Origin of the sequence: Haloplanus litoreus, from assembly GCF_045690335.1 — an archaeon.
In the GTDB taxonomy this organism is placed as follows: Archaea; Halobacteriota; Halobacteria; order Halobacteriales; family Haloferacaceae; genus Haloplanus; species Haloplanus litoreus.
This window is the reverse complement of sequence record NZ_CP147874.1, coordinates 2,590,784-2,613,955: the sequence shown is the minus strand read 5'-3', so window position 1 is coordinate 2,613,955 and position 23,172 is coordinate 2,590,784. Positions and strand designations below refer to the sequence as shown.

The following is a 23,172-nucleotide window of genomic DNA, read 5'->3' as shown; positions in this document are numbered from 1 at the left end:
GTGCGACCACCGGCCCAGCGGCGGGGACGACGATGGACAGAACCAGTGCTACACACAGTATCGTGTGTGACCGTGCCATGACACGGGGTACGATGTCAACGAGTATATAGTTCGTGGAGTCACCCCCCGCGACGGCCGCGCTCGTACCCGGTGGTGCGCCGAGATGTCGGCGAACAACGAGTACTGACTTACGACAGTCCGGCTCAGTCGTCGGTTCGCTCGCCGCCGTCACAGACGATTCGGTCGACGTCGGCGGCCGTGTCCGTGGTGTCCTGCCCGTCGTTCACGAGGTGGGTCTTCTCCACTGGGCGGGCGGGGTTCCCGACGACGGTGGTGCCGGGATCGACCGGTTCGACGACGACGGCGGCGCCGCCGACGGTCGCGCCGTCGCCGACCTCGATCGGACCGAGGACGGTGGCGTTGGCGCCGAGCATCACGTCGTCGCCGACGGTGGGGTGGCGTTTGCCGTCGGTCGGACGACGGTTACCGAGGGTGACGCCGTGGTACATGAGTACGTCGTCGCCCACTTCGGCGGTCGACCCGATCACCACGCCGATACCGTGATCGATCACGACTCGACGGCCGATTTCGGCGGCGGGGTGAATCTCGACACCCGTCGTCAGGCGAGCGAACTGCGAGAGGAGGCGGGCGATCACGGTGTGGTCGCGCTCCCAGCACAGGTGGGCGATCCGGTAGATCCACAGCGCGTGGAGTCCGGGATAGCAGGTCAGGAGGACGAGCAGGTTCCCGGCGGCGGGGTCGCGTTCACGGACCGCCGCCAGGTCCTCGCCGACCCGGCGGCGTGCGGCCGCGAGGAGGCTACTGCCGAACATGGGCTCCGGACCGCCCGCGGTCGCCCGTGGCGACCGGCGGACGCGTTGCCGCGTGGGCCGGATACCGGATCGACGAGGCCGTCGGCTGCCGGGCGGGGCGGCAGGGACAGGGACAGCACCTCGCGAGCGATGATGGGCGCTCGAAGGCGATCCGCTGTCCGGAGTGACCGACGGTCGTCGGCATGGCCGTGAGTACTCGATACGACCACAAAAGGGTTCTGTCGACGGTCATCGGCGCCACACGATCGCGCCGACCGAAGGTCACATTATCGGCGCTCGCCTACATGGCGGCGTGAGCACCCGTATCGACGACTACGGTGCCGTCGTGTACGACCTCGACGGTACGCTCGTCCGTCTGGCGGTCAACTGGAAGGCCGCCGCCACGGAGGCGACGGCGGCCTTCGCCGAGGCGGGCGTCGACGCCGACGCCGACCTCTGGTCGCTCCTAGAGACGGCGCCGGAGTACGGTCTAGCGGACGAACTGGAGTCAATCCTCGCGGCTCACGAACGTCGCGGGGCCGAACGAGCGATCCGGCTCCCCCTCGCCGACCGCCTCCCCCACCGGGGACGCTCGGTCGGCGTCTGCTCGCTGAACGCCGAAGCCGCCTGCCGGCTGGCGCTGGAGCGACACGACCTGCTGTCCCACGTCGGCGCCGTCGTCGGGCGGGACTCGGTGGCGACGCACAAACCCGACCCGGAACCGTTGCTGACGACGGTCGACCGCATCGGCGCCGACCCGTCGGAGACGGTGTTCGTCGGCGACTCCGAGCGCGATGCCCTGACCGCCGAACGGGCCGGCGTCGCGTTCGCGTGGGCCGACACCGTGGTCGACGGCGGTGTCACCGCCGAGCGATAGTGACGCAGTCCCGCCCGCGGCGGGCGACGGACCCACGTAGTTTTTATCACCCCGGTGTGTAGTGCCTCGTACCAGCGACCCGCGGGCAAGTGCGGCAGCGGCCGCACGCGGGGACCAGCGACCGACGTGCTGTAAGACGCCGGGGCCGGTGGCCCCCGAGACGGGATTTGCGTGAGCACTCTGCCACGACTGTGGCGTTTCAATGCTCGGTAACAATGGAAATCGAAATCGCAACAATCGGCGGCTACGAGGAAGTCGGTCGGCAGATGACTGCCGTCCGCGCCGGTAGCGACGTCGTCGTCTTCGACATGGGTCTGAACCTGTCGCAGGTGCTGATCCACGACAACGTCGAAACCGAACAGATGCACAGTCTCGACCTGATCGACATGGGTGCCATCCCCGACGACCGGGTGATGAGTGACCTCGAAGGGGACGTCCAGGCAATCGTCCCCACCCACGGTCACCTCGACCACATCGGCGCCATCTCGAAACTGGCCCACCGCTACGACGCTCCCGTCGTCGCGACGCCTTTCACCATCGAACTGGTGAAACAGCAGGTCCAGAGCGAGAACAAGTTCAACGTCGGCAACGACCTGGTCAAGATGGACCCGGGATCGACGATGTCCATCGGCGACTCCGGCAAGGTGGAACTCGAGTTCGTCAACGTCACGCACTCGATCATCGACGCGATCAACCCGGTCCTGCACACGCCGGAAGGTTCGGTCGTCTACGGTCTCGACAAGCGGATGGACCACACGCCCGTCATCGGCGATCCCATCGACATGAAGCGCTTCCGAGAGATCGGTCGCGAGGGCGAGGGCGTCCTCTGTTACATCGAGGACTGCACCAACGCGGGCCACAAGGGCCGGACGCCCAGCGAGTCCGTCGCGCGCAAGCACCTCCGCGACGTCATGTACTCCGTCGAGGACTACGACGGCGGGATCGTCGCGACGACGTTCAGTTCCCACATCGCCCGCGTCACCAGCCTCGTCGAGTTCGCGAAGGACATCGGCCGGCAGCCAGTCCTGCTGGGCCGGTCGATGGAGAAGTACTCCGGCACGGCCGAGCGACTGGACTTCGTCGACTTCCCCGACGACCTGGGGATGTACGGCCACCGCAAGTCCGTCGACCGTACCTTCAAGCGGATCATGAAGGAGGGCAAGGAGAACTTCCTCCCCATCGTCACGGGTCACCAGGGCGAACCGCGCGCGATGCTGACGCGGATGGGCCGCGGCGAGACGCCGTACGAACTGGAAGATGGCGACAAGGTCATGTTCTCGGCACGCGTGATTCCGGAGCCGACGAACGAGGGCCAGCGCTACCAGTCCGAGCGCCTGCTCCGCATGCAGGGTGCGCGCATCTACGACGACATCCACGTCTCCGGCCACCTGCGTCAGGAAGGTCACTACGAGATGCTGGACGCGCTCCAGCCCCAGCACGTCATCCCGGCCCACCAGGACCTCGAAGGGTTCGCGCCCTACGTCGACCTGGCCGAGGGGCAGGGCTACGCGCTGGGCCGTGACCTGCACGTCACGCGAAACGGCAACATGATCCAGCTGGTGGAATGACGACCGACTCGACGGAAGAGCGGGTGCTCGCGGCGGTTCGCGAGCGCCGCGAGCGGGTCAACGCGGCCCTCGACGAGGACCTGCCGCTCGTGGAGCCGGAACGCCTCTGGGAGGCTTCGCGCTACCTGCTGAAGGCGGGTGGCAAGCGACTCCGGCCGACGGTGTCCCTGCTCGCTGCCGAGGCCATCGCGGACGTGCCGCCGCTCTCCGTCGACTACCGGGCGTTCCCCGCCCTCGACGGCGACGACATCGACGTCATGGCGGGTGCCCTGAGTCTCGAGATTATCCAGTCGTTCACCCTCATCCACGACGACATCATGGACGACGACGCGCTCCGCCGCGGAGTGCCCGCCGTCCACAAGGCCTACGACGTCGACACCGCCATTCTGGCGGGCGACACGCTCTACTCGACGGCCTTCGAGATCATGGCCGAGACGGGTGCCGCGCCCGAGAACGGTCTCGAGGCGATGCGGATGCTCGCGAACACGTGTACCCGCATCTGCGAGGGCCAGGCGCTCGACGTCGAGTTCGAACGCCGCACCGAGGTGCTCCCCGAGGAGTACCTCGACATGGTCGAGTCCAAGACGGCGGTGCTGTACGGCGACGCCGCGGCGACCCCGGCGGTGTTGCTCGACGCCGACGACGAGGTGGTCGACGCGCTCTACGACTACGGCATCCACTCCGGGTCGGCGTTCCAGATCCAGGACGACGTTCTGGATCTGACGGTCCCCTCGGAACAACTCGGCAAGCAGCGCGGTTCCGACCTCGTCGAGAACAAGACGACCCTCATCACGCTTCACGCCCGGCAACAGGGCGTCGACGTGGACGCGCTGGTCGACGCCGAGGACGCCGAATCCCTCACCGAGGCGGAGGTCGAGTCGGCCGTCGCCACCCTGAACGAGGCCGGGAGCATCGAGTACGCCCGCGAGAAGGCTCGCTCGCTCGTCGATCAGAGCAAGGCCGACCTCCGTGTCCTCCCCGACAACGAGGCACGCTCGCTGCTCGAAGACCTTGCCGAGTACCTGATCTCGCGGGGCTACTGACGACCCCGATCGGGTCCTTCTCCCGCGCTACACGACGACGTAGGCGACGGTGTAAGCGAGCCACGCGACCGTGATGGCCGACAGCCCGGTCAGCAGCGCGGCGAGCCAGTCGGGCGGTTCGACGGTCGGCCCGGCGGGCGTCCCGACGACGCGCACTCGGGGGAGGGCGCCGACGAGACCCACCCCGAGGACCGAGAACACGAACGGATAGGAGAGGTCGAGCGTCGGTGCCGGAATGAGGAGGACGCTCGCGGCGTAGCCCGCACCGAGGCCCGCGCGTGGGCCGACGGCCGTCCGGGGTCGGAGCCCGGTCGCGAGGCCGGCGACGGCCACGGCGGCCCAGATGGTCGCGAGTTCTACCCCGAAGGCTCCGAGGAGATGGAGCGTCGGGTCGGCCGCGAGGGTGACCCGTTCGCTCACGAGCGTCGCGTCCAGCGGGTAGAGCATCGCCGGGGGGTCGCCGGTGAACAGGTCGCCGAAGGGGTGTGACGCGAGTCCGACCACACCAACCCCGAACACCTGGGACGGCGTGAGGTCGGTGTATCGCCCGGCCAGACTGCCGAGGAGGACCGCACCGGCGACGAACGGCACCGTGACGACGACGCCGAGCGGACCGCTGGCGGTCCACGCGACGGCGACGAGGAGGCCTGCGAGGGCGGCTGCGACGGCGCCCGCGCGTCGATTCCGGCGCGCGAGCGCCGCGATCAGGGCGACTGCCGGCGCGAGGGCGAGCGAGTGTGTCACTGCACGGTGGACGAGATTCCCCGTCGACCAGAACGCACTCGCGAGCGTGAGGGCGTCGCCGCCCGCGGCGGCCGCGACACCCACGAGTGCGTACGCGATGTCGACGTCGGGAAGTGCGGCGAAGGCCCCCGCCAGCAGACCGACCGCGAGGGCTCGCTCCGCGGTCCAGTCGCGAGCGACCGCGACGCCGGCGACGATGGCGAACGCGAGAGCGGCGTGACCCACGAACATGGCCGAAATTCTCGGGGAACAGATATAAAGTACGCGGGCGGGATGCGAACAGGTCCCACGTGGACGGGGAAGCGGGGCCGCAACGGCGGTTCAGGAGCGGTCGTCGTCGACTTTCGTCCACCGCGCCTCGATGTCGGCGTTCCCCCGGACGACGGTGTCACCCGCCACCGCGAACCGGGTCTTCCGGAGTTCGATGGATCGGACCACGCCTTCCATGTCGCCGACGCGGACGGTGTCACCCGTCTCGAAGTCTGGGTCGCGGAGGAGATAGATTCCGGCGACGGCGTCGGCGATCATGTCCGAGGTGGCGTAGGCGATGCCGAGGGCGACGAAGCCGGCGGCGGTTCCGAGCGACGCCGCGATGTCGTCCAGTCCGACCACCGAGAGCGTCGAGAGGCCGACCCCGAACCAGAGGAAGACGGCGACGATGGTCGTCAGGAACTGCCGGTAGACGGGCGAATGACCGCGCATCGTCCGCGCGAGCACTGCCGTCAGGACGGCGAGGAGACCTTTGACGAGGATCACCGCGAGGACGAGAAAGACCACGCCCGTGATGACGGTCGGCAGGGTATCGACGAACTCGAAGAGCGCGCGCTGAAGGAGGTCGGACTGGAGTACGGGACCGGCCATGCCCTACGGGGCGGCCTCCAGTTACGTAAAACCGCGGCGGCCTTACGCCGCCGATCCGGCCCGGTCGACGACTTCGTAGTCGTCGTCGTCGACGCCGATGACGGCCCACTCGTAGTTCGGATCGAGGCTGGAGAGTCGATCACGGAGGTCCCCTGCGGCCTCCATCCACGTGACGAAACACCGGAGCCGATAGTCCGTCGTCCCCCCATCCGCGCGCAGTTGACGGGGCGAGGACGCGTCGTCGGCGTCGAGTGCGGTCACGTGGACGGTACGCCACTTCCGCTCGGCCCGGAGGTCGACCCCGTCGCCGTCGACGGAGTACCCGAGGCGACGGAAGATCCTCCGTGCCTCTTCGACAGGTGGCATGGTAACAGGGGCCATGTACGCTCCACTACGACCGGTCGGGTGATAAGTGTTACCACGACAAGAGGTCGGTCGTGTGCGGCGTCGGGGCGGTCCGGGTTCCGGTAGTTGCCACAGGTGTGGCACTCGACGTGTCCTAGGCGTCCACGGTGCTGTCGACGGTGTCGCAGTTGCCACACTCACCGGCGGTCGCGGTCCGGCGAGCAGTACGCGACGAAACAGGTCCGTTCGCCCCGCGTTCGGTCGTGTCACGGTCCACGTCGACGGTCACGTCGTCCGGGGCGGTGCATGTCGACGGCGACGCGTCAGGTTCGGAAGGACTCGCCACAGCCACACTCGGAGACGACGTTCGGGTTCTCGACGTGGAAGCCTTCGGCCTGCAGGCCGGACTCGTAGTCGAGGACCGACCCGCCGATGTAGTCGGCACTCGCCGGGTCGACGAACACGCGCAGGTCGTGGTCCTCGACGACCATGTCGTCTTCCTCGGGTTCGTCGTCGAAGCGCATCCCGTACGAGAGCCCCGCACAGCCTCCCTGCTGGACGAACAGGCGTAGCCCACCAACGTTCCGATCCATCCCTTCGCGGTCCATCAACGCGAGGGCCTCCGAGGCGGCTTCGGGTGTGATGTCCACCACGACGTTGCTCGTTCCGTCCACGCTCTCGGTACTCATGGCCGGGAGTACACCGCGGAGCCTGTTAACCCTGACGGGGCGATGTAATCAGTCCCCGTTACGTGAGGCCCCGAACGGGGCCGTGGCGTCCGCCCGAACGTCCCCGACGGCCCGTCGGAGTCCCGCCCCGAGAGCGTAGCCGGCGACGCCCCAGGCGGTCACGGCCGCGAGCAGGACGCCGAGGCCGACGAGCACCACGGAGACGGCGCGCCGCCGACCGAGCAGGACGGTTCGGACCGGTCCGCGGACGAAGGCCTCGGTGCGGGCGCCGAGGCGGCGAAGTCGAGTGACGAGGAGGCCGAGGAGCCACGCGGTTCACGAGGCCAGCAGTGCGAGGGAGGATTTCGTGCGGTTCAGGAGGGTCGGAACGGGTGTGGAGGGCGGCATCGCGGGCCGACCTACGGGTGCCCGGCCCGTCAGCGTTGCGGACTATTCGAACCGCTGGCGGACGCTCTCAGCGTGGCCGTGCAGGCCCTCGGCGTCGGCGAGGGTAGTGATCGTCCCCGAGAGGCCGTCGAGGGCGTCCCGGTCGAGTCGCTGGACGGTCGTCGACCGCAGGAACGTCTCGACGGAGAGGCCGCCGTAGCGTCGCGCGCCGCCGCCCGTCGGCAGGACGTGGTTGGTCCCCGAGGCGTAGTCGCCGGCCGCGACCGGCGTGTAGGGACCGAGGAAGACGCTGCCGGCGCTGTCGATTCGGTCGAGCAACGCCTCGTCGTCGTCGGCCTGGATCGAGAGGTGCTCCGCGGCGTACTCCTCGGCGAACAGGACTGCCTCGGACATGGATCGGGCGAGGAAGACGCCGCTGGCGTCGTTGTCCAGCGCCGCTTCGACCGTCTCCGCGCGGGCCACCTCGGGGAGTCGGTCGTCGAGTTCGACGGCCACGGCCTCCGCGAGGTCCGGGTCGGCGGTCACCGCGACGACGGAGGCGTGGTCGTCGTGTTCGGCCTGTGCCAGCAGGTCGGCGGCGACGAAGGCCGGATCGGCCGTCCCATCCGCGAGGACGAGCACCTCGCTCGGCCCGGCGAGGAAGTCGATGTCGACGTCGCCCCGGACCTCCGCCTTGGCGGCGGTCACCCAGCGGTTGCCCGGCCCGACCACCTTCTGGACGGCCGTCACCGTCTCCGTGCCGTAGGCCATCGCGCCCACGGCCTGTGCGCCCCCGACGCTGTAGACGGCGTCCGCGCCCGCCTCGTGGATGGCCGCGAGCGTCGCCGGGTTCGGGTCCTCGGCGGGCGGCGTCGTCACGACGACGTGGTCGACACCCGCGACTTTCGCGGGGATGATCCCCATCAGCGCACTCGATGGGTACGCGGCCGCGCCACCGGGGACGTAGACGCCGACCCGGTCGAGCGGTCGGAACCGTCGGCCGAGTTCCCGCCCGTCGAAGTCCTCGCGCCAGTCCTCGGGTACCTGTCGCTCGTGGAACTCGCGGACGTTGCCGGCGGCGTCCCCTGATCGCCGCCAACAAGTCGTCGTCGACGGCTTCGTGGGCGCGTTCGGCCGCGTCGGTCACGTCGAGATTGCCCACCTCGACGTCGTCGAACTCGCGGCAGAACTCGCGAACCGCCACGTCGCCCTCGTCGCGGACCCGGTCGACGATGCTACGCACGTCCTCGCGGACGCCCTCGACCCCTGCGTCACGCTCGAACAGCGCCGCCCGTTCGCCCGGACCGAGGTCCTCGATTTCGCGTACCTCCATATCGACCCGTTGTGCGGGTGTGCGAAAAGGGATTCCGATTCGGGGGGCGGAACCAGTCCCGTCGTCGACCACTCATACGGCCGGTGAACGGTTACGGTCTTACACCGGCTGGTTGTACGAGTGGCCGACGACGAACGCGACGGCGTTCAGGCCGAACAGCCCGGCGAAGGCGGCCAGGTGGCCGGTCATCACGCCCGTCGCTAAGAGGGGAAGGTACGTCAACGGGAGCAACACTGCCAGCCAGAAGGCGACGAACCGGACGGGGAGGGTCGCGTAGCAGGCGGCCGCCCGGAGGGCGTCCTGGGGGGGCCGAAACCGATTCGGTCGCGGGGGCGTCGTGGGAGGTGGGTTCGGACAGGGACATGGTGACTGGCTCCACTTCGACCATGCACTGCCAACCCCATATAGGGGGCAAACCGTTGGCCTGTCTTCGCCCCGTTTCGCTCGATCGCCGACGACACGCGTTCGATTCGGATCGTTTTACGACGCCGAGAGATCGTTCGAAACGTTTCATAGCGAACGCTGAGGCCGCGATGGGCGTCCGAATGCACTCGTCCCGGAGATCGCCCTCCCGCGCCGGCACGTAACCGGAACCGGTAACATCGGCGCCCGCCCGTGACTCGTATCAGTTTCTCGATAGTTGTTTAGGGATCGAGGAGGTAGGGCGAGTCGAACCGTATGTCGCTTGCCAGTTGGCGGGAGTCGCAATTCGACGTCGTCTGGGGCGACGTGACAGGTGCCGTCGGCGACACCGTCACCGTCCTCCCCATCGTCGTCGCCGTCGCGGCGCTCACGGACCTCGGCCTCGGCCGACTGCTCCTCGGGTTCGCCGTCTTTCAGGTGGTCTGGGGACTCCGCTACGGTCACCCGATGTCCGTCGAGCCGATGAAGGCGCTCGCGGCGCTGGTCATCGCCGGCGGTCTCTCCACCGGCGAGTACGTCGCGGCCGGCCTCCTCGCGGGCGCCGTCCTCCTCGTCGTCGGCAAGACGGGGGTGCTGGCCCGGTTGGCGCCCTACGTTGGCGAACCGGTCGTCCGTGGCATCCAGGTCGGCGTCGCGCTCATCCTCCTCCGAACGGGTGTGACGACGGGCCTCGGCGACCCCCGACTCGCCGCGCTCTCCGTCGCCGTCGCCCTCGGTGCCGTGGCTCTGGGATACCGGAACGCCGCCGCCCTCGCCGTCCTCGGTGTCGGCGCCGCCCTCGCCGTCGTCGCCGCCGGTCCGATCACCCCCCGCCTTCCCTCGCTGACGCTTCTCGATCCGGCCGCGCTCACCCTCTCGCACACCGCCGTCGGCGCGACCCTCGGCCAGTTGGCCATGACCGTCGGCAACGCGGCCGTCGCCACCTCCCTCCTCGTCGAGGAGTACTTCGACGCCAACGCCTCGCCCGACGACCTCTCGACCAGCATGGGCGTGATGAACCTCACCGCCGTCCCCTTCGGGGCGATGCCCATGTGCCACGGGAGCGGCGGTGTCGCCGGGAAGTACGCGTTCGGCGCCCGCACCGCCACCTCAAACCTCGTTCTCGGTGGGTTCTACCTGCTGCTCGCCGTCGTCGCCGTCGACGCCGTGGCGGCGTTCCCGATGGCCGTCCTCGGTGTGGTTCTCGTCTTGGTCGCCATCGAACTCGGCCGTGCCGGAGCCGACACGGAGGACCCCCTGCTGACCGGCGTCGTCGGCGTCGTTGCCCTCCTCGCGAACGTCGGCGTCGCCTTCGCCGTCGGCCTGGTCGGCTACCACGCTCTCGCCCGCTGGCGAGGCGACGGAACGGACCTCTAGAAGCCCGCCGCCGTCCCGTCCTTCCGCGGTTCCGTCGCACCGGAGACGACGCCGTCGGCGAGCCGGGTGATCTGTCCGCCGCCGAACTCGGCGGCCGGTTTCACCACCACGTCGTGGCCACGCCGAGCGAGTTTCGGAAGCAGTCCATCGGGGAACCGGTCCTCGACGGCGAGCGAGCCGTCTTCGAGGTAGCGCCAGCGCGGCGCGTCCATCGCCGCCTGCAGCGGCATGCCGTAATCGAGCACGTTGGCGAGCACCTGGAGGTGACCCTGCGGTTGCATGTACCCACCCATGACGCCGAAGGCCGCCCAGTCGTCGCGGTCGAACCGGACCAGTCCGGGGATGAGCGTGTGGAACGGCCGCTTGCCGGGTTCGATCCGGTTCGGGTGCGCGGGGTCGAGCGAGAACGAACTCCCGCGGTTCTGGAGGGTAATTCCCGTTCCCGGAACCACCACGCCGCTCCCGAAGTGGCCGAAGATGGAGTTGATGAAGGAGACGACGTTGCCTGCCTCGTCGGCGACGGTCAGGAGGACGGTGTCGCCGTCGCCGGGCGCACCCGGCCCGCCGATGGTGACGTCGCTCGCCCGTTCGGAGACGGTCGCCGCTCGGTCGGCGGCGTAGGCCTTCGACCCCAGTTCCGGCACGTCCTCGAACTCGGGGTCGGTGATGTAGTGGTGGCCGTCGTGGAACGCCCGCTTCAGCGACTCGGCGAAGTAGTGGACGCGCTCGGCGGAGTCGTAGTCGTAGGCGCCGGCGTCGAGTTCCTCGGCGACGTTGAGCGCCTCCAGCGCCACCAGTCCCTGGTTGTTCGGTGGGAGTTCGTACACCTCGGCGCCACGGTACGTCGTCGAAACCGGCTCGACGTACTCGGGGTCGAAGTCGGCCAGGTCGTCCGCGGTGAGCAGTCCACCCCGCTCGCGGACCGCCTCGCCGATGCGGTCGGCGAGCGCTCCCTCGTAGAACGCGTCGGCACCCTGCGTCGCGATGGTCGAGAGCGTCGAGCCGAGATCGGGGAGTCTCATCACCTCGCCCGTCTCCGGCGAGCGACCGTCGATCAGGTACTCCTCGCGGGCGTCTGCCTCGTCGAACAGCGCCTCCGCGACGGTCCACATGTCGGCGATCACCTCACTGACCGGGAACCCCTCGGTCGCGTAGTCGATTGCCGGCTGGAGGGTCTCCGACAGCGACAGGGTGCCGTGGTCGGCGAGCAACCGCTCCCATCCGCGGACGGTTCCGGGAACGGTCACGGCCAGCGGTCCGGCGTTCGGCATCGACGCCTCGCCGGGGTCGACGGCCGAGCGGTCGGCGACGCGTTCGCGGACGGCGTCGATAGTCGCGTCGGCGGGCGCCCCGCCGCAGGCGCGAAACGCGCCGACCTCGCCGTCTGCGGTGCGATAGAGCGCGAACGCGTCCCCGCCGATACCCGTACTCATGGGCTCGACGACGTTCAGCGCCGCCGCCGTCGTCACGGCCGCGTCGAAGGCGTTACCACCGTCGCGGAGCGCCGACACCCCGGCCTGCGCGGCGAGTGGTTGACTCGTCGCTACCATCCCGCCCTGTGCGTACACCGTCGACCGGCGTGAGTCGAATCGGTCGAGGTCCGGTTGTGGGTCCATGGTGGATGCAACCGAAGGACAGCACAAAGTCGTTGGGTATGAAGCCAGAATATCCGTAAGATCAGTCGAATTCCTCGACATAATTGCCTACTCGTAGGTTCTTTTCCGGGAGTTCAAAACGTACGCTCCGACCCGGGAGATCGGCGGCGGCGTTCGGTCACTCCCCGAGTCGCGGTGCCGTAGCTCACCGGTGGGAATCGGAGAAAAACGGGCGCGTCACGAGTACAGTGGTAACTGGTCACCGGGGGTTCGCCGGGCCGTCACGGCGAGCCACCGGTACTCAGTGGCGACGCTCCGTCTCAGTCGATGTGGCCTTCGCGGCGCAACTGGTCGGCGTCCTGTCCGGAGTACCGCCACTCGATGTTGGCCTTCTCGTCCTGCCACGACCACGGTTCCACGAGGACCACGTCGCCCTCGTTGATCCAGGTGCGGTACTTCATGCGGCCGGGAATGCGACCCATTCGGTTTTCGCCGTCTTCACAGCGGACACGGACGTGATTCCCGCCGTTGTGTTCCGTTACTACTGCGAACATCTCGTCGTCGTCGGGCATTCGGAGGTTCCGACGCCCCGTCTCTTCGCTCATACCTGTACTTCGCGGTGCGCACAGTTAAGTCATCGGAGATGTCCGCTAACGTTTCTCACACGACGCGGTCGCCGACACCCGGAACCTTTCACGGCCGGCCACGAACGAACGGGCGATGCGTGCCGCAGCCTTCACCGAACTGATCGGACCGGACGGCGTGGACGTCGTCGAACAGCCAACCCCCGACCCCGGACCCGGGGAGGCCTTGGTGGACGTCGACGCCTGCTCGATCAACCACCACGACCTCTGGATCCTGAACGGCGCGTCGGCGATGATCGATCCGACCGACCTCCCGTTCGTCAGCGGCCTCGACGTCGCGGGGACCGTGAGCGAAGTGGGCGAGGGCGTCACCGGCGTCGAACCCGGCGACCGGGTCGTCCTCTGTCCGAACGAGACGTGCGGCACCTGCCGGTTCTGTCGGGAGGGGCCGGAGAACCTCTGTGAGAACTACTCGCTGTACCACGGCGGTCTCGCTGAGGCGGCCTGCGTGGAGGCGTCGCGGCTGCTCCCCCTCTCCGACGACGTCGACGCGACCACCGCCGCGGCGCTCCCGACGGCGTATCTGACCGCCTACCACATGCTCCGACGGGCCGACCTCGAACCCGGCGACCTGCTCTTCGTCCCCGGCGCGACGGGCGGCGTCGGCGTCGCCGCCGTCCAGCTCGCGGACGTCCTCGGCGTCCGCAGCATCGGCACCTCGTCCTCGGCGTCGAAACTGGAGACGCTCTCGACACTCGGCGCCGATCACACCATCCAGGGCACCGATCCCGACGAACTCCGCGCAGCGGTCGAGGCCGTCGGCCGCCCCGACGCCGTCGTCAACCATCTCGGTGGCGTCTACACCGGCCTCGGTCTCGACGTGATGCGCCGCGGCGGGCGGATGGTCGTCTGCGGGCGGACCGCCGGGCCGACCTCCGAAATCGACATCGCCAGCCTGTTCCGGAGCCACCACCGCGTCATCGGGAGTACGATGGGGACGCAGGCCGACCTCGAGCGACTGGTCGACCTCGTCGCGAGCGGTGATCTCTCCCCGCGGATCGACCGGACCGTTCCCCTCGACGAGACGGGCGACGCCTTCGCGACCATGAGAGACCGTGACACGCTCGGAAAGCTCGTCGTGACGATGGAGTAGCCCGCTAACTCATCGTCTCGGTGAATCGGTTGGTCCCCTCGTCGGTGCCCGCGATGACGAGTTCGTCGCCCTCGCGGACCACGAACTCGGGACCGAGATCGGTCACCACCTGGCCGTCGCGTTCGACGCCGACGACGGTACAGCCGGTTCTGGCGCGTACGTCCGCCTCGCCGAGCGTCCGGCCGACGAGGTTGGGCGCCCGCGTGCGGACGACTTCGACCTGTTTGTCCAGCGAGATCACCTCCTCGTCCTCGAGAATCGTGGAGGCCAGCATCCGCCCGCTGACCGTCGCCAGCGAGAGCACGTAGTCCGCGCCCGCGCGGTACATCTTCTGGACGTTCTCGGTCTGTTCCGCGCGGGCGATCAGTTCGATGGAGGGGTTCAGATCTCGGACGACGAGGATAGCGAACTCGGTGATGGTGTCGTCCGGGAGCGCCAGGATGACGCTTCGGGCGTCCTCGACGCCCGCCGCGGAGAGCACCTCGGGGTCGGTGGCGTCGCCGACCACGTCGACGCTCTCCCCCTCGTGTAGATCGACCACGGTGTGGGCAATGCCCGCGCCCGAGAGCGCCTCGGAGACGGTGCCGCCGACTTCGCCGTGACCGACGACGACCGTCCGGCCCCGGCTGAACCGCCGCACGTCGGACATCGTCATGTCCTTCAGCCGTTCGAGTTGGTTCTCGCGGCCACTGACCAGCAACACGGTCCCGTTGTCGAGCGTCGCGTCCGGATCGGGCGGGCTCTCGAACTGCCCCCGAAACCACGCTCCGATCACGTTTGCCCCGGCCCGTTCGCGGATGCCGCTCTCCGCGATGGTCCGCCCCACGAGGTCGCTCCCCCGATGGATCGGGAACTCCGCTACCTCGAAGTCCTCGCCCACCTCGATCGCCTCGCCGAGTTCCGTCGAGACGCCCGTGGTCACCTTCGAGGCGAGTCCCTCGCCGAGCAAGGCCCGCGGCGAGAGGACGTCGTCGGCGCCGGCGAGGCGGTGGTACCGCTCCCGGTCCGGATCGTCGACGACGCTCACCGTCCGCACGTCCTCAGCGACTTCCTTCGCCGTCAGGACGATGCTCGTGTTCACCGGATCGGAGTCGTCGGCGACGAGACTCCGGGCGTGCGGGAGTCGGGCGGCCTTCAGGCCGTCGACCGACTGCGGGTCGGCGTGGATCACGTCGTGTCCCTCCTCGTAGAGATCCTCCGCCCGGTCGCGGTCGGGTTCGAGGATCAGGTGGTCGACGCCCCAGGAGTCGAGTTCGTCGACCAGCGTCTCGCCCCGCGGCGTCAGCGTGCAGATGACGACGTGGTCCGTGAGCTCTTCCCCGGCCGCCGTCGGCACCGTCGTCGAGACGGCCTCCTCGAACAGCGGAAAGACGAGCACCGGAAGCGCCAGGAAGATGAGCACCACGCCGGTCAGATCCATGACGATGACGAGGACGTTCATCTCATTGCTCGACCACGGGGCGTCGGAGCCGAAACCGGTGGTGGTGAACGTCTCGACGACGACCTGGAGCGCGTGGAGGTAGCTGATCGGCGTCCCCTCGAACACGGACATGCCGGCGTCGTACACCGCGGCGTAGCCAATCATCACCGCGACGAGGACGACCACGTAGATCAGCGTCCGGCGCTGCCAGGTGTCCATGGCTCATTCTGAGCGGTCGGTGGAATAAAGCGTCCGCTCCGCGTCGGCAGCCGACCGCCGGCTCACCCGTCGGCGGAGCGAGAGGACGACCATCGCCCCGACCAGGACGACACCGCCGGCGGCGGCGAACGTTCGGTCGTACCCCGTCGCCGCCAGCCACCCGCCGGCCACGCTCCCGACGCCGCTCGCGAACGTCGAGAGGGCGCTGTAGACGCCGAGTGCCTCGCCGCGGACGATGGCCGGCGACAGGCGAGTGACGAGCGTCCCCGCCGAGACGGCGAGGACCGCCCACGACAGGCCGATCACCACGAACAGGAGGACGACCGGTGCCAACAGCCCGCCCGTCAGCGCGACGGCGGGGATGGCGACCCCTCTCACCGCGAGGCCTGCACTGTGGACCAGCGTCACTTCGTACCGCGACGTGAGCGCCGCGGACGCGCCGAAGAAGGCCGCCGCGGCGACGTTCAGCGCGAGATAGAGGCCGAAGACGCCGCCGTCGCTCGTCCCGACGCTCGCGAGGTAGGCGGGGAGCGGGGCGAAGAAGGCGCCGAACCCGGCGAACACCAGGACGACCGCGAGGAAGAAGGTGGCGAGTTCGGGGGTGAACCGCCGGGAGAACCGCCGCGGGTGGAGGCCGCGGAGGTCCATCCGACGTGGCGTGAAGGGGAAGCCGGCGCCCCGGACGCCGAAGCGTCGAGCGTCACGGATGGCCCGACGTAGGCGTCGCGGGGCCGGTGTGCGCCCGGCCCCGCCGTCGGCGGGCAACGACCGGGCGGCGACGAGTCCCCCGACGGCCGTGCTGGCCGCATAGACCAGACAGGCGGCTCGCTGGGCGTCGACGGCGGAGAGTCCCAGACGCTCGCCGGCGACGACGACGAGGAAGCCGACCAACAGACCGAGCGCCCAGCCGACGCCCTGAATCTCGTTGAGGCGGGCGATCCGGTCGCTCCACGCGGACTCCGCAGTCCCGACGACGGCGAGGAGGGTGAGGATGGGGACGGCGGCGGCGAACGCCAGCCAGATGACGGCGTTCACGACGACGACGGCGGCGATGGAGTCGAGCGCCGGTACGGCCGCGAGTGCGGCGGACACGACGCCGACGGCCGCGAGGACGTAGCTCCGGCGGCGGCCTGTTCGGTCGCTCAACACCCCTGCACCGAGCGCCCCCGGCGCACCCGCCGCCGCGGCCGCGGCCGCAAGGATGCCGAGCGTCGCCGGACCACCACCCAGTTCCACGACGTACAGCGGGACGATGAGCGACGCCCCGCCGAGACCCAGCGAGACGAGCCCCCACGCGTAGAGCCACCGGTCGGACACGCCGGAACGGTCACTCCCACGACACTTATACGCGCGGGATCGGAGTCGAAGGGACAACCCTTTGACCGCTCCCCCCGACGATCGGGGAGTGTTCGGTCCCGCGCTCTCGGTCGGATTGGCGCTCGTCTCGACGGCCGTCATCTGGACGGGGAGCGAGCGCCTCGAATCGTCGGCCAGTCGGCTCAGCAGGTACTACGGTCTGCCCGTCGCCGTCCACGGAGCCGTCGTCGTCGCCGTCGGATCGAGCTTTCCGGAACTCAGCTCCGTCGTCATCAGCACGCTCGTCCACGGGGAGTTCTCGCTGGGTGTCGGTGCCATCGTCGGGAGCGCCATCTTCAATCTCCTCGTGATTCCCGCCGCCGCGGCGCTCATGAGCGAGGAACTGGAAGCCACCCGTGACATCGTCCACAAGGACGCCCAGTTCTACATCATCAGCATCCTCGTCCTCTTTCTCACGTTCGCCCTCGGCGCGACGCACGTCCCCGGCGGCACGAACGAGGCGGCCATCCTCACGCCGACACTCGCCATCCTCCCCCTGCTCACCTACGGCATCTACGTCTTCCTCCAGTACCAGGACACCCGCGACCACGACGCCGCGACCCCCCCCGATATCTCCGTCCGCCGGGAGTGGGCGTGGCTCGCCGTTGCCCTCACCCTCATCGCCGTCGGCGTCGAGGGCATCGTCAGCGCCGCCCTCTCGCTCGGCGAGTTCTTCGGGACGCCCCCCTTCCTCTGGGGGCTGACCGTCATCGCCGCCGCGACCAGTCTCCCCGATACGTTCGTCAGCGTCCGCGCCGCCCGGGACGACGACAGCATCACCAGCCTCACCAACGTCCTCGGGAGCAACACGTTCAACCTCCTCGTTGCGATTCCCGTGGGCGTCCTGCTGGCTGGATCGGTGACCGTGAACTTCCTCGTCGCCATCCCGATGCTCGGCTTTCTCGCGTTCGCGACCATCGTCTTCGTCGTCTTCACTCGCACGCACCTCGAACTGACGAACCCCGAGGCCTACGCGCTGCTCGCGCTCTACGCCGTCTTTCTCGTCTGGATGACCCTGGAGACGGTGGGCGTCGTCGACGGGGTTCAGGGGATCTGACCGGCGCCGTCCCCGAAGGACTAACCACCCGAGACCGTACGCCGGACGTATGGCACGGAAGCCCTCTGCGGGTGGCGGTGGACGGGAGAGTGGCGCGGGAGCCGACGGCTCGACTGGTGACCCGCCGCTTCCACCCTACCCCTCGACGCTCGGCCACCCTCTGACCCACACCGTCGGGGCGATGCGTGACGTGTTCGGCTTCCGGAACCGCGCGATGGCCGAGCGCGACTTCGTCCGGATCAAACTCCTCGGTCCCGGCGACGTCTACCACCTCGGCCACCCCGACTACTTCGAACGGGTCCTCCTGAGTGGCCGGGACGAGTTCCGCAAGTCCGACGACTTCCGCATCGCCTTCGATGGCGGCCTCGTCGCCGTCGAGGGCGATGCCTGGCGCCGACAGCGGGAGACCCTCCAGCCGCTGTTCGCGCGGGACCGCCTTCTCGGTCACGGCGACGAGATGGTCGCACAGGTTCGCCGTCGGTGTCGCCGCTGGGAACCGGGCACGCGGATCGACCTCGCCGCTGAGACGAGCCAGTTGAGTCTCGACGTACTCTTCGCGACGCTGTTCGGACGGGAACTCGCCATCGACGGCGACGCGGAGATCCGAACGGCCGCCGACCGCCTGCAACACTGGTTCGCCCCGACCTCCTACCCGCTCCCCCACTGGGTGCCGACGCCCGCCCGCCGCCGGTTCCAGCGGGGGAAAGAGCGCCTCCGGAACGTCGCGGACCGCCTCCTCGACGCGGCGGCCACGGACCCGCCGGCCGATCCGTCGGCGGCCGACGACCTCCTCTCCCTGCTCGTGGCCCTCCGCGAGTCGGGCGTCGCGGCCGACGGCGCCCTCAGCGACGACCGCCTCCGCGATCAGGTGGTGACGATGATCTTCGCCGGCCACGACACCACCTCGACGGCCATCGCCTTCGCTTTCTACGCCCTCGCCACCCACCCCGACGTCCGGGAGCGCTTCCACGCCGAAGTCGACGCCCTCGACGGCCCACCCACGGTCGAGGATCTCGACGACCTGAACGTCACCAGACGCGTCGTGACCGAGACGCTCCGCCTCTACCCGCCGGTGTACACCATCCCCCGCGAGGCGGCGACGGACGTGATCCTCGACGGGTACCGCATCCCCGAGGGCGCGGCCACGTGGCTCACCGTCGATCAGGTCCACCGAGACCCTCGATTCTACGACGACCCCGCGGCCTTTCGCCCCGGGCGCTGGGACACCGGCCTCCGCGAGCGACTTCCCGACTTCGCCTACGCGCCTTTCGGCGGCGGTCCTCGGCGCTGTATCGGCCGCCAGTTCGCCCTCATCGAGGCGAAACTCGCGCTCGCGACGGTCGGCCGCGAGTATCACCTCGCCCGCCCCGGCGACGCCGGGTCCGACCCACCGCTACTCGGCGAGATGACTGCACGGATGGAACCCGGCACCGAGTTCGTCGTCGAGGCACGGTGAGCGACGACCGGTCGGGACCGTCGTCCGCGCCGTCGTGACTGCCGATCACACTACCGATTCGCCGGAGTGATCCCGTCGAGAACGCGGTGAACGCGGTCCCACCGGTGACGAGTGGATCGTCGACCGGGTGGTGCGCTGTACGGCGGTCGGGTCGTCGACTACTCGTCGTCGGAACTGTCTTTCATGTCCGCGAGTTTGTCGACGAGATCGTCGGTCGACGCGTCCGACTCGAAGGTGAACTCGCCCTCGTGATCGTTCTCGTGGACGTTCACTCCCTCGCCGTCGTCGGTGTCGACCTCCTGGTTCTGCTGTTCGGACTCGTCGTAGCTTCCAAAACCCATACCGGATGCGAGCACCGTCGAGTGTTAAGCGGCCCGGTTCCAGTCCGGCCGTTCGCTCGAACGTCGGCCGGGCGGATCGAGGGTCGCGGAGTCGTCCCCTGCCCGGAGTGTGACTGCTGCTCCGGCGTCGTGTTCGTCCACGACCGTCTGCGGGGACGACGCGACCCGCTCTCGAGGCGGACGCCGTTCCGATTCGAAGCGCACGTCCTCCGGAAACGGCTCGGCACTCGGTCCGTGGGACGCTAGTCTCTCGCTTCCGCGTCCGGCTCACGGACCCACATGACCGGAACCGGCGACGTGCGCACGATTTTCGCGCTGACGCCACCCAGCACGTATCGGCTGAAGTCCGTCTCTCCGTGCGTACCCAGGATAGCGAGGTCGATTCCGTTCGCCTCGGCGTAAGAACGGATCGCCTCGGACGGGACGCCGTCTTCGATTTCGCTCACGATACGGTCGAGGGACGCCGCCGCTGCAGTCTCGGTGGCGTCCGCGATAATCCCGTTCGCTCGCTCCGTCAGTTCGCCCTCCGTCGAGACGGAACGATCCTCCGGACCGAGGCTCCCCGTCTCGACGACGTGCAGTAGATGCAGCGCCGCACCGGTCGCTTTCGCTACGGCGATACCCTCGTTCAACGCGAGCGCGGCCCCCCGGCTACCGTCGACCGGAACGAGCAGGTCCCGGCACGGATAGGTGAGTGGCCGGTTCCGCTCGGGGTTGACTGCGACTACGGGCGCGTCGGCCGTGGTGATGACGCGTTCCGTCACGCTCCCCAGCAGGGTCCGCTCCAGCCCACGCCGCCCGTGGGTCGGCATCACGATCAGGTCGATATCGGACCGGTGGCTGTACTCGACGATCGACGTGTGCGGGTCGCCCTGGAGGACGTCCGAGGTGACGGGGATATCGCGTTCGGTCGCGCGCTCCGCCGTTTCGTTCACGATTGCCTCTCCTTCCCGTTCTAGGACGTCGAGCACGTCGTCTCGAAGCCGGGCGAGGCCGTCCTGGCCGGTGTCCACGACGTGGACGACGTGGACCGTGGCCCCGTGTTTGGACGCGATCTGGAGTGCGTAGTCGAAAACCGATTCCGCCGGCTCGCTCCCGTCCGTCGGGAAGAGGATTCGGTCGTACATACTGGGGTTGTCGAGAAAATAGCGCTGTTACACGCCCTCGTCGCTGATATCCAGCGTTCCCTCCGCTGCCGTCTGGGCGTCGCGCCACCAGACCAACTCGAACTCGATGCTCTGTTTCGCCTCGGCATCCCCCTCGGACCAGTCCGATTCGCCCTCTAATTTCAACGTCACTGGATTCGTGGGATTCAACTGCACCCGCCGGCCGCCGAGTTCCAGCGTCACCTCTCCGCCGCCGTCGAGCTGGTCGGCCAGTTCGCGGAGAATCGAGGCGACTTCCGACCGCGTTTTCTCGGCTTCAGTTTCGAGTTCGCCCATACTGGGCGGTACGACGGAGGTTTCAATAAGACAAGGGGATCGTTCTCACGTCCGTAGAAACGGTCTCTCCCTCGCTGGACGGTCCGTCCGACAGGGCACCGGGCGCTACGCTCCGCGTGCGTCCCCAACGACCGATTCGGCGGGGCTGCAGACCGCGAACGTCTCCGGTGGCCCGACGCCCTGCCGACGGGGTCGTGATCCGACGACCCTCTGACGGACGGATGCAGACGGCGCTCCGCGGCCGACTGCCGGTGAGCGGCGAACGCAGGCCCTCAGCGGCGACCAAATAGCCGCTCGGAGAGCGACCGTGGCGTCGCCCGCTCGGTGAGCAGCACCGAACATTCCACGTCGTCGATCACCGACAGATTGAGCGAGTCGCGGACGAGCCGCGAGAGGAGGCCGCGTTCAGTCGCTCCGATAATCACGAGCGAATGTGACCGGGCTTCGCGGGCAATTGCGCCCTCGATATTTCCGGAATCGTCGACTGTCCGTGTGGCATCTTCGAGGTTGTGGTCCCGAGACCACTTTTCGAGGAACTGCTCACCGGCCTCGCGTTCGTCCCGTCCGTCGACGACGTGCAACAGCGAGAGCTCGGCATCCACGGCGGACCGGAGCGTGCTCGCGATCTCGGAGCCCAGTTCGCAGTTGTGGCCGCCTTCCGTCGGAAGCAGGATCCGCGACGGATCGAACCCGCGGTTCTTGAGAACGAGGAAGTCACAGGGGAGTTCGCGGGTGAGGTCGCTAAGTGACCGGTCGGCTCTCGCAGCACCCCACACTCTGTCGTCGTCCCACTGCATCACCACCAGATCCGCCTGGTTCCGCCGAGCGACTTCGAACAGCGCTTCGAAGGAACGCTGGGAGACGACGGTCGAGGTCTCGTATTCGACGTCGTACTCGGCGGCGATTTCTCCCAGTTCGTCCATCAGCTTCTCGGATTCGTCGGCGATCTGTCGCCGCTCCGTCGTGCCATACTTGTGCCCCTCGGGGGGTGTCTGGACGATGTGTACGGGCGAGACCAGCGCGTCCTGTCTCTCACTGGCCAGCGTACAGGCCAACTTGACGAGATCAGCTTCCGTTCGCGGGTTCAAGATGGGAACGAGAACCCGGTAGGTGTCCTCGTCGGTCACCGCGGGGGCGTCTTCCGTATCGAGTAGGGGGACGTACGACCGTCCGGCGAGACTCCCGAGGGTCCACTCCGATATCGACAGCTGTCGTTCGGCACCTTCGAACCGGGCCGACGCGAGCCGCTTTTCGGTCGTCTGGAAGTAGTTGACCACCGTCACCAGCACGACGCCGCCGACGGTGTTCCCCAACAGGACCGGCAGGACGAACTCCGTGGCCCCCACGACGACCGAGAGATCCCCGAGTAACACCAGGTAGATCATCTCGGTGAACGAGACGACGGAGTGATATAGCCCACCGAGCGGGATGGCGAGGAAGGCGAGATAGACTACCACGAGACGGGAGATGGTATCCCTGGCCGCATATTCGACCCACACGACGCCAGCCACGATCAACCCGGCGAACGCGGCCTTGCTGAACAGACTCCACCACGCAGTATCCACGCCTTCCTGTGCGATCTCGGCGGCGATCATCCCGGCTTCCGGCGAGAGTACGCCCCCGAACGCGAGCGCCGCAGCGCCCATCGCCCCTCCGGTAAAGTTACCGGCCAGAACGACGACCCAGTTGCGAAGTAAGGCCGGAATGCTCGCCAACCGCTCGAGCGTCAGCGCAACCGGTGGGAGGGTATTTTCGGTGTACAACTGGTAGCCGCCGATGATAATATAAATGAATCCGAGCGGGTAGAGGAGGGAACTCAACACCGGATCGGACCCAGTGGACGTTTTCATCGAGACGTAGAGCAGGAAGGTAATCGTGATCGCGAAGCCGCCCGCCAGGGCGCTGAAAAACAGTTCGCGGTTCCCCGCCGTGATCTCTTCGTCGGCTGCCGCGACGATCCGCTGGAACACTTCGTCCGAAGAAAAGCGGTCACGCACGACGCTGCCGACTGCGGGGGCGCCACTCCGAGAGCGTTCGACGGCCTCCCGAAGGGACTCCTCGGCGTCCGTCCCGTCAGAGTCACTCATTGGGGAAAGGACTCAACAGGCGGACTAACAAGTTTTGTTTTATAT

At 68.4% G+C, this 23,172-nt stretch carries 23 protein-coding genes and 1 pseudogene; 8 read left to right on the top strand and 16 right to left on the bottom strand.

Going from position 1 to position 23,172, the window contains the following annotated elements; all coding sequences use genetic code 11:
* Positions 1-203 precede the first annotated feature (203 nt).
* Positions 204-833 (bottom strand): serine O-acetyltransferase, encoded by a 630-nt coding sequence (gene cysE, locus V8686_RS13950; RefSeq protein WP_379705122.1) that lies wholly within the window; start codon positions 831-833, stop codon positions 204-206.
* A 26-nt stretch (positions 834-859) separates the two neighbouring features.
* On the opposite strand from cysE, the gene V8686_RS13945 reads away from it, so the two are divergent.
* From V8686_RS13945 to idsA3, 4 genes are all read left to right on the top strand, one after another.
* Positions 860-1,000: a hypothetical protein gene (locus V8686_RS13945; protein WP_379705121.1), complete on the top strand. Its 141-nt coding sequence runs from the start codon at positions 860-862 to the stop codon at positions 998-1,000.
* A gap of 125 nt (positions 1,001-1,125) precedes the next feature.
* Positions 1,126-1,689: an HAD family hydrolase gene (locus V8686_RS13940; protein WP_379705120.1), complete on the top strand. Its 564-nt coding sequence runs from the start codon at positions 1,126-1,128 to the stop codon at positions 1,687-1,689.
* A gap of 215 nt (positions 1,690-1,904) precedes the next feature.
* Entirely contained in the window at positions 1,905-3,257 is a 1,353-nt protein-coding gene (locus tag V8686_RS13935) for an RNase J family beta-CASP ribonuclease (RefSeq protein WP_379705119.1), read from the top strand.
* Positions 3,254-4,300, top strand: coding sequence for a geranylfarnesyl diphosphate synthase (gene idsA3, locus V8686_RS13930; RefSeq protein ID WP_379705118.1), 1,047 nt, complete (start codon positions 3,254-3,256; stop codon positions 4,298-4,300). The genes V8686_RS13935 and idsA3 overlap by 4 nt, the downstream gene beginning before the upstream one ends.
* Positions 4,301-4,327: 27 nt before the next feature.
* Here idsA3 and V8686_RS13925 read toward each other — a convergent pair whose 3' ends face one another.
* The 6 genes and pseudogenes from V8686_RS13925 to hisD form a co-directional block, all read right to left on the bottom strand.
* Positions 4,328-5,275 carry a metal-dependent hydrolase gene (locus V8686_RS13925; RefSeq protein WP_379705116.1) on the bottom strand — a complete coding sequence of 316 codons (948 nt, stop codon included), beginning with the start codon at positions 5,273-5,275 and terminating at the stop codon, positions 4,328-4,330.
* Between the two features lie 90 nt (positions 5,276-5,365).
* Positions 5,366-5,905 carry a mechanosensitive ion channel domain-containing protein gene (locus V8686_RS13920; protein ID WP_379705114.1) on the bottom strand — a complete coding sequence of 180 codons (540 nt, stop codon included), beginning with the start codon at positions 5,903-5,905 and terminating at the stop codon, positions 5,366-5,368.
* A gap of 42 nt (positions 5,906-5,947) precedes the next feature.
* Complete coding sequence (locus V8686_RS13915; protein ID WP_379705113.1) at positions 5,948-6,286, bottom strand: DUF7116 family protein; 339 nt, start codon at positions 6,284-6,286, stop codon at positions 5,948-5,950.
* Positions 6,287-6,573: 287 nt separating this feature from the next.
* Complete coding sequence (locus V8686_RS13910) at positions 6,574-6,939, bottom strand: HesB/IscA family protein (protein WP_379705111.1); 366 nt, start codon at positions 6,937-6,939, stop codon at positions 6,574-6,576.
* 48 nt (positions 6,940-6,987) lie between these two features.
* Positions 6,988-7,137 (bottom strand): hypothetical protein, encoded by a 150-nt coding sequence (locus tag V8686_RS13905; RefSeq protein WP_379705110.1) that lies wholly within the window; start codon positions 7,135-7,137, stop codon positions 6,988-6,990.
* A gap of 231 nt (positions 7,138-7,368) precedes the next feature.
* A pseudogene (gene hisD / locus V8686_RS13900) lies at positions 7,369-8,638 on the bottom strand (histidinol dehydrogenase).
* Positions 8,639-9,316: 678 nt separating this feature from the next.
* Between hisD and V8686_RS13895 the strand changes: the two are divergent.
* Entirely contained in the window at positions 9,317-10,417 is a 1,101-nt protein-coding gene (locus V8686_RS13895) for a putative sulfate/molybdate transporter (RefSeq protein WP_379705108.1), read from the top strand.
* Here V8686_RS13895 and ggt read toward each other — a convergent pair.
* Together ggt and eif1A are read right to left on the bottom strand one after the other, a co-directional pair.
* A complete protein-coding gene (gene ggt / locus V8686_RS13890) occupies positions 10,414-12,033 on the bottom strand; it encodes a gamma-glutamyltransferase (RefSeq protein WP_379705106.1) in 1,620 nt (539 codons plus the stop codon). The genes V8686_RS13895 and ggt overlap by 4 nt on opposite strands.
* A gap of 299 nt (positions 12,034-12,332) precedes the next feature.
* Positions 12,333-12,617 carry a translation initiation factor eIF-1A gene (gene eif1A, locus V8686_RS13885; protein ID WP_379705105.1) on the bottom strand — a complete coding sequence of 95 codons (285 nt, stop codon included), beginning with the start codon at positions 12,615-12,617 and terminating at the stop codon, positions 12,333-12,335.
* A 115-nt stretch (positions 12,618-12,732) separates the two neighbouring features.
* Between eif1A and V8686_RS13880 the strand changes: the two genes are divergently transcribed.
* Positions 12,733-13,749: an alcohol dehydrogenase catalytic domain-containing protein gene (locus V8686_RS13880; RefSeq protein ID WP_379705103.1), complete on the top strand. Its 1,017-nt coding sequence runs from the start codon at positions 12,733-12,735 to the stop codon at positions 13,747-13,749.
* A 4-nt stretch (positions 13,750-13,753) separates the two neighbouring features.
* Here V8686_RS13880 and V8686_RS13875 read toward each other — a convergent pair whose 3' ends face one another.
* A complete protein-coding gene (locus V8686_RS13875) occupies positions 13,754-15,388 on the bottom strand; it encodes a potassium channel family protein (protein WP_379705102.1) in 1,635 nt (544 codons plus the stop codon).
* Between the two features lie 3 nt (positions 15,389-15,391).
* Complete coding sequence (locus V8686_RS13870; protein ID WP_379705101.1) at positions 15,392-16,705, bottom strand: MFS transporter; 1,314 nt, start codon at positions 16,703-16,705, stop codon at positions 15,392-15,394.
* An 88-nt stretch (positions 16,706-16,793) separates the two neighbouring features.
* Here V8686_RS13870 and V8686_RS13865 point away from each other — a divergent pair, with 88 nt between their 5' ends.
* Both V8686_RS13865 and V8686_RS13860 read left to right on the top strand, forming a co-directional pair.
* Entirely contained in the window at positions 16,794-17,801 is a 1,008-nt protein-coding gene (locus V8686_RS13865; protein WP_379705099.1) for a sodium:calcium antiporter, read from the top strand.
* Between the two features lie 49 nt (positions 17,802-17,850).
* A complete protein-coding gene (locus V8686_RS13860) occupies positions 17,851-19,257 on the top strand; it encodes a cytochrome P450 (RefSeq protein ID WP_379705097.1) in 1,407 nt (468 codons plus the stop codon).
* A 158-nt stretch (positions 19,258-19,415) separates the two neighbouring features.
* On the opposite strand, the gene V8686_RS13855 is transcribed toward V8686_RS13860, so the two are convergent.
* The 5 genes from V8686_RS13855 to V8686_RS13835 all read right to left on the bottom strand — a co-directional run bounded on the left by V8686_RS13855 (position 19,416) and on the right by V8686_RS13835 (position 23,127).
* Positions 19,416-19,598 (bottom strand): DUF5786 family protein, encoded by a 183-nt coding sequence (locus tag V8686_RS13855; protein WP_379705095.1) that lies wholly within the window; start codon positions 19,596-19,598, stop codon positions 19,416-19,418.
* 24 nt (positions 19,599-19,622) lie between these two features.
* Complete coding sequence (locus V8686_RS13850) at positions 19,623-19,802, bottom strand: amphi-Trp domain-containing protein (protein WP_379705093.1); 180 nt, start codon at positions 19,800-19,802, stop codon at positions 19,623-19,625.
* A gap of 38 nt (positions 19,803-19,840) precedes the next feature.
* Positions 19,841-20,725: a universal stress protein gene (locus V8686_RS13845; protein ID WP_379705091.1), complete on the bottom strand. Its 885-nt coding sequence runs from the start codon at positions 20,723-20,725 to the stop codon at positions 19,841-19,843.
* A gap of 27 nt (positions 20,726-20,752) precedes the next feature.
* Positions 20,753-21,040 carry an amphi-Trp domain-containing protein gene (locus V8686_RS13840; protein WP_379705089.1) on the bottom strand — a complete coding sequence of 96 codons (288 nt, stop codon included), beginning with the start codon at positions 21,038-21,040 and terminating at the stop codon, positions 20,753-20,755.
* A 272-nt stretch (positions 21,041-21,312) separates the two neighbouring features.
* Positions 21,313-23,127 (bottom strand): formate/nitrite transporter family protein, encoded by a 1,815-nt coding sequence (locus V8686_RS13835; protein ID WP_379705088.1) that lies wholly within the window; start codon positions 23,125-23,127, stop codon positions 21,313-21,315.
* Positions 23,128-23,172: the final 45 nt, after the last annotated feature.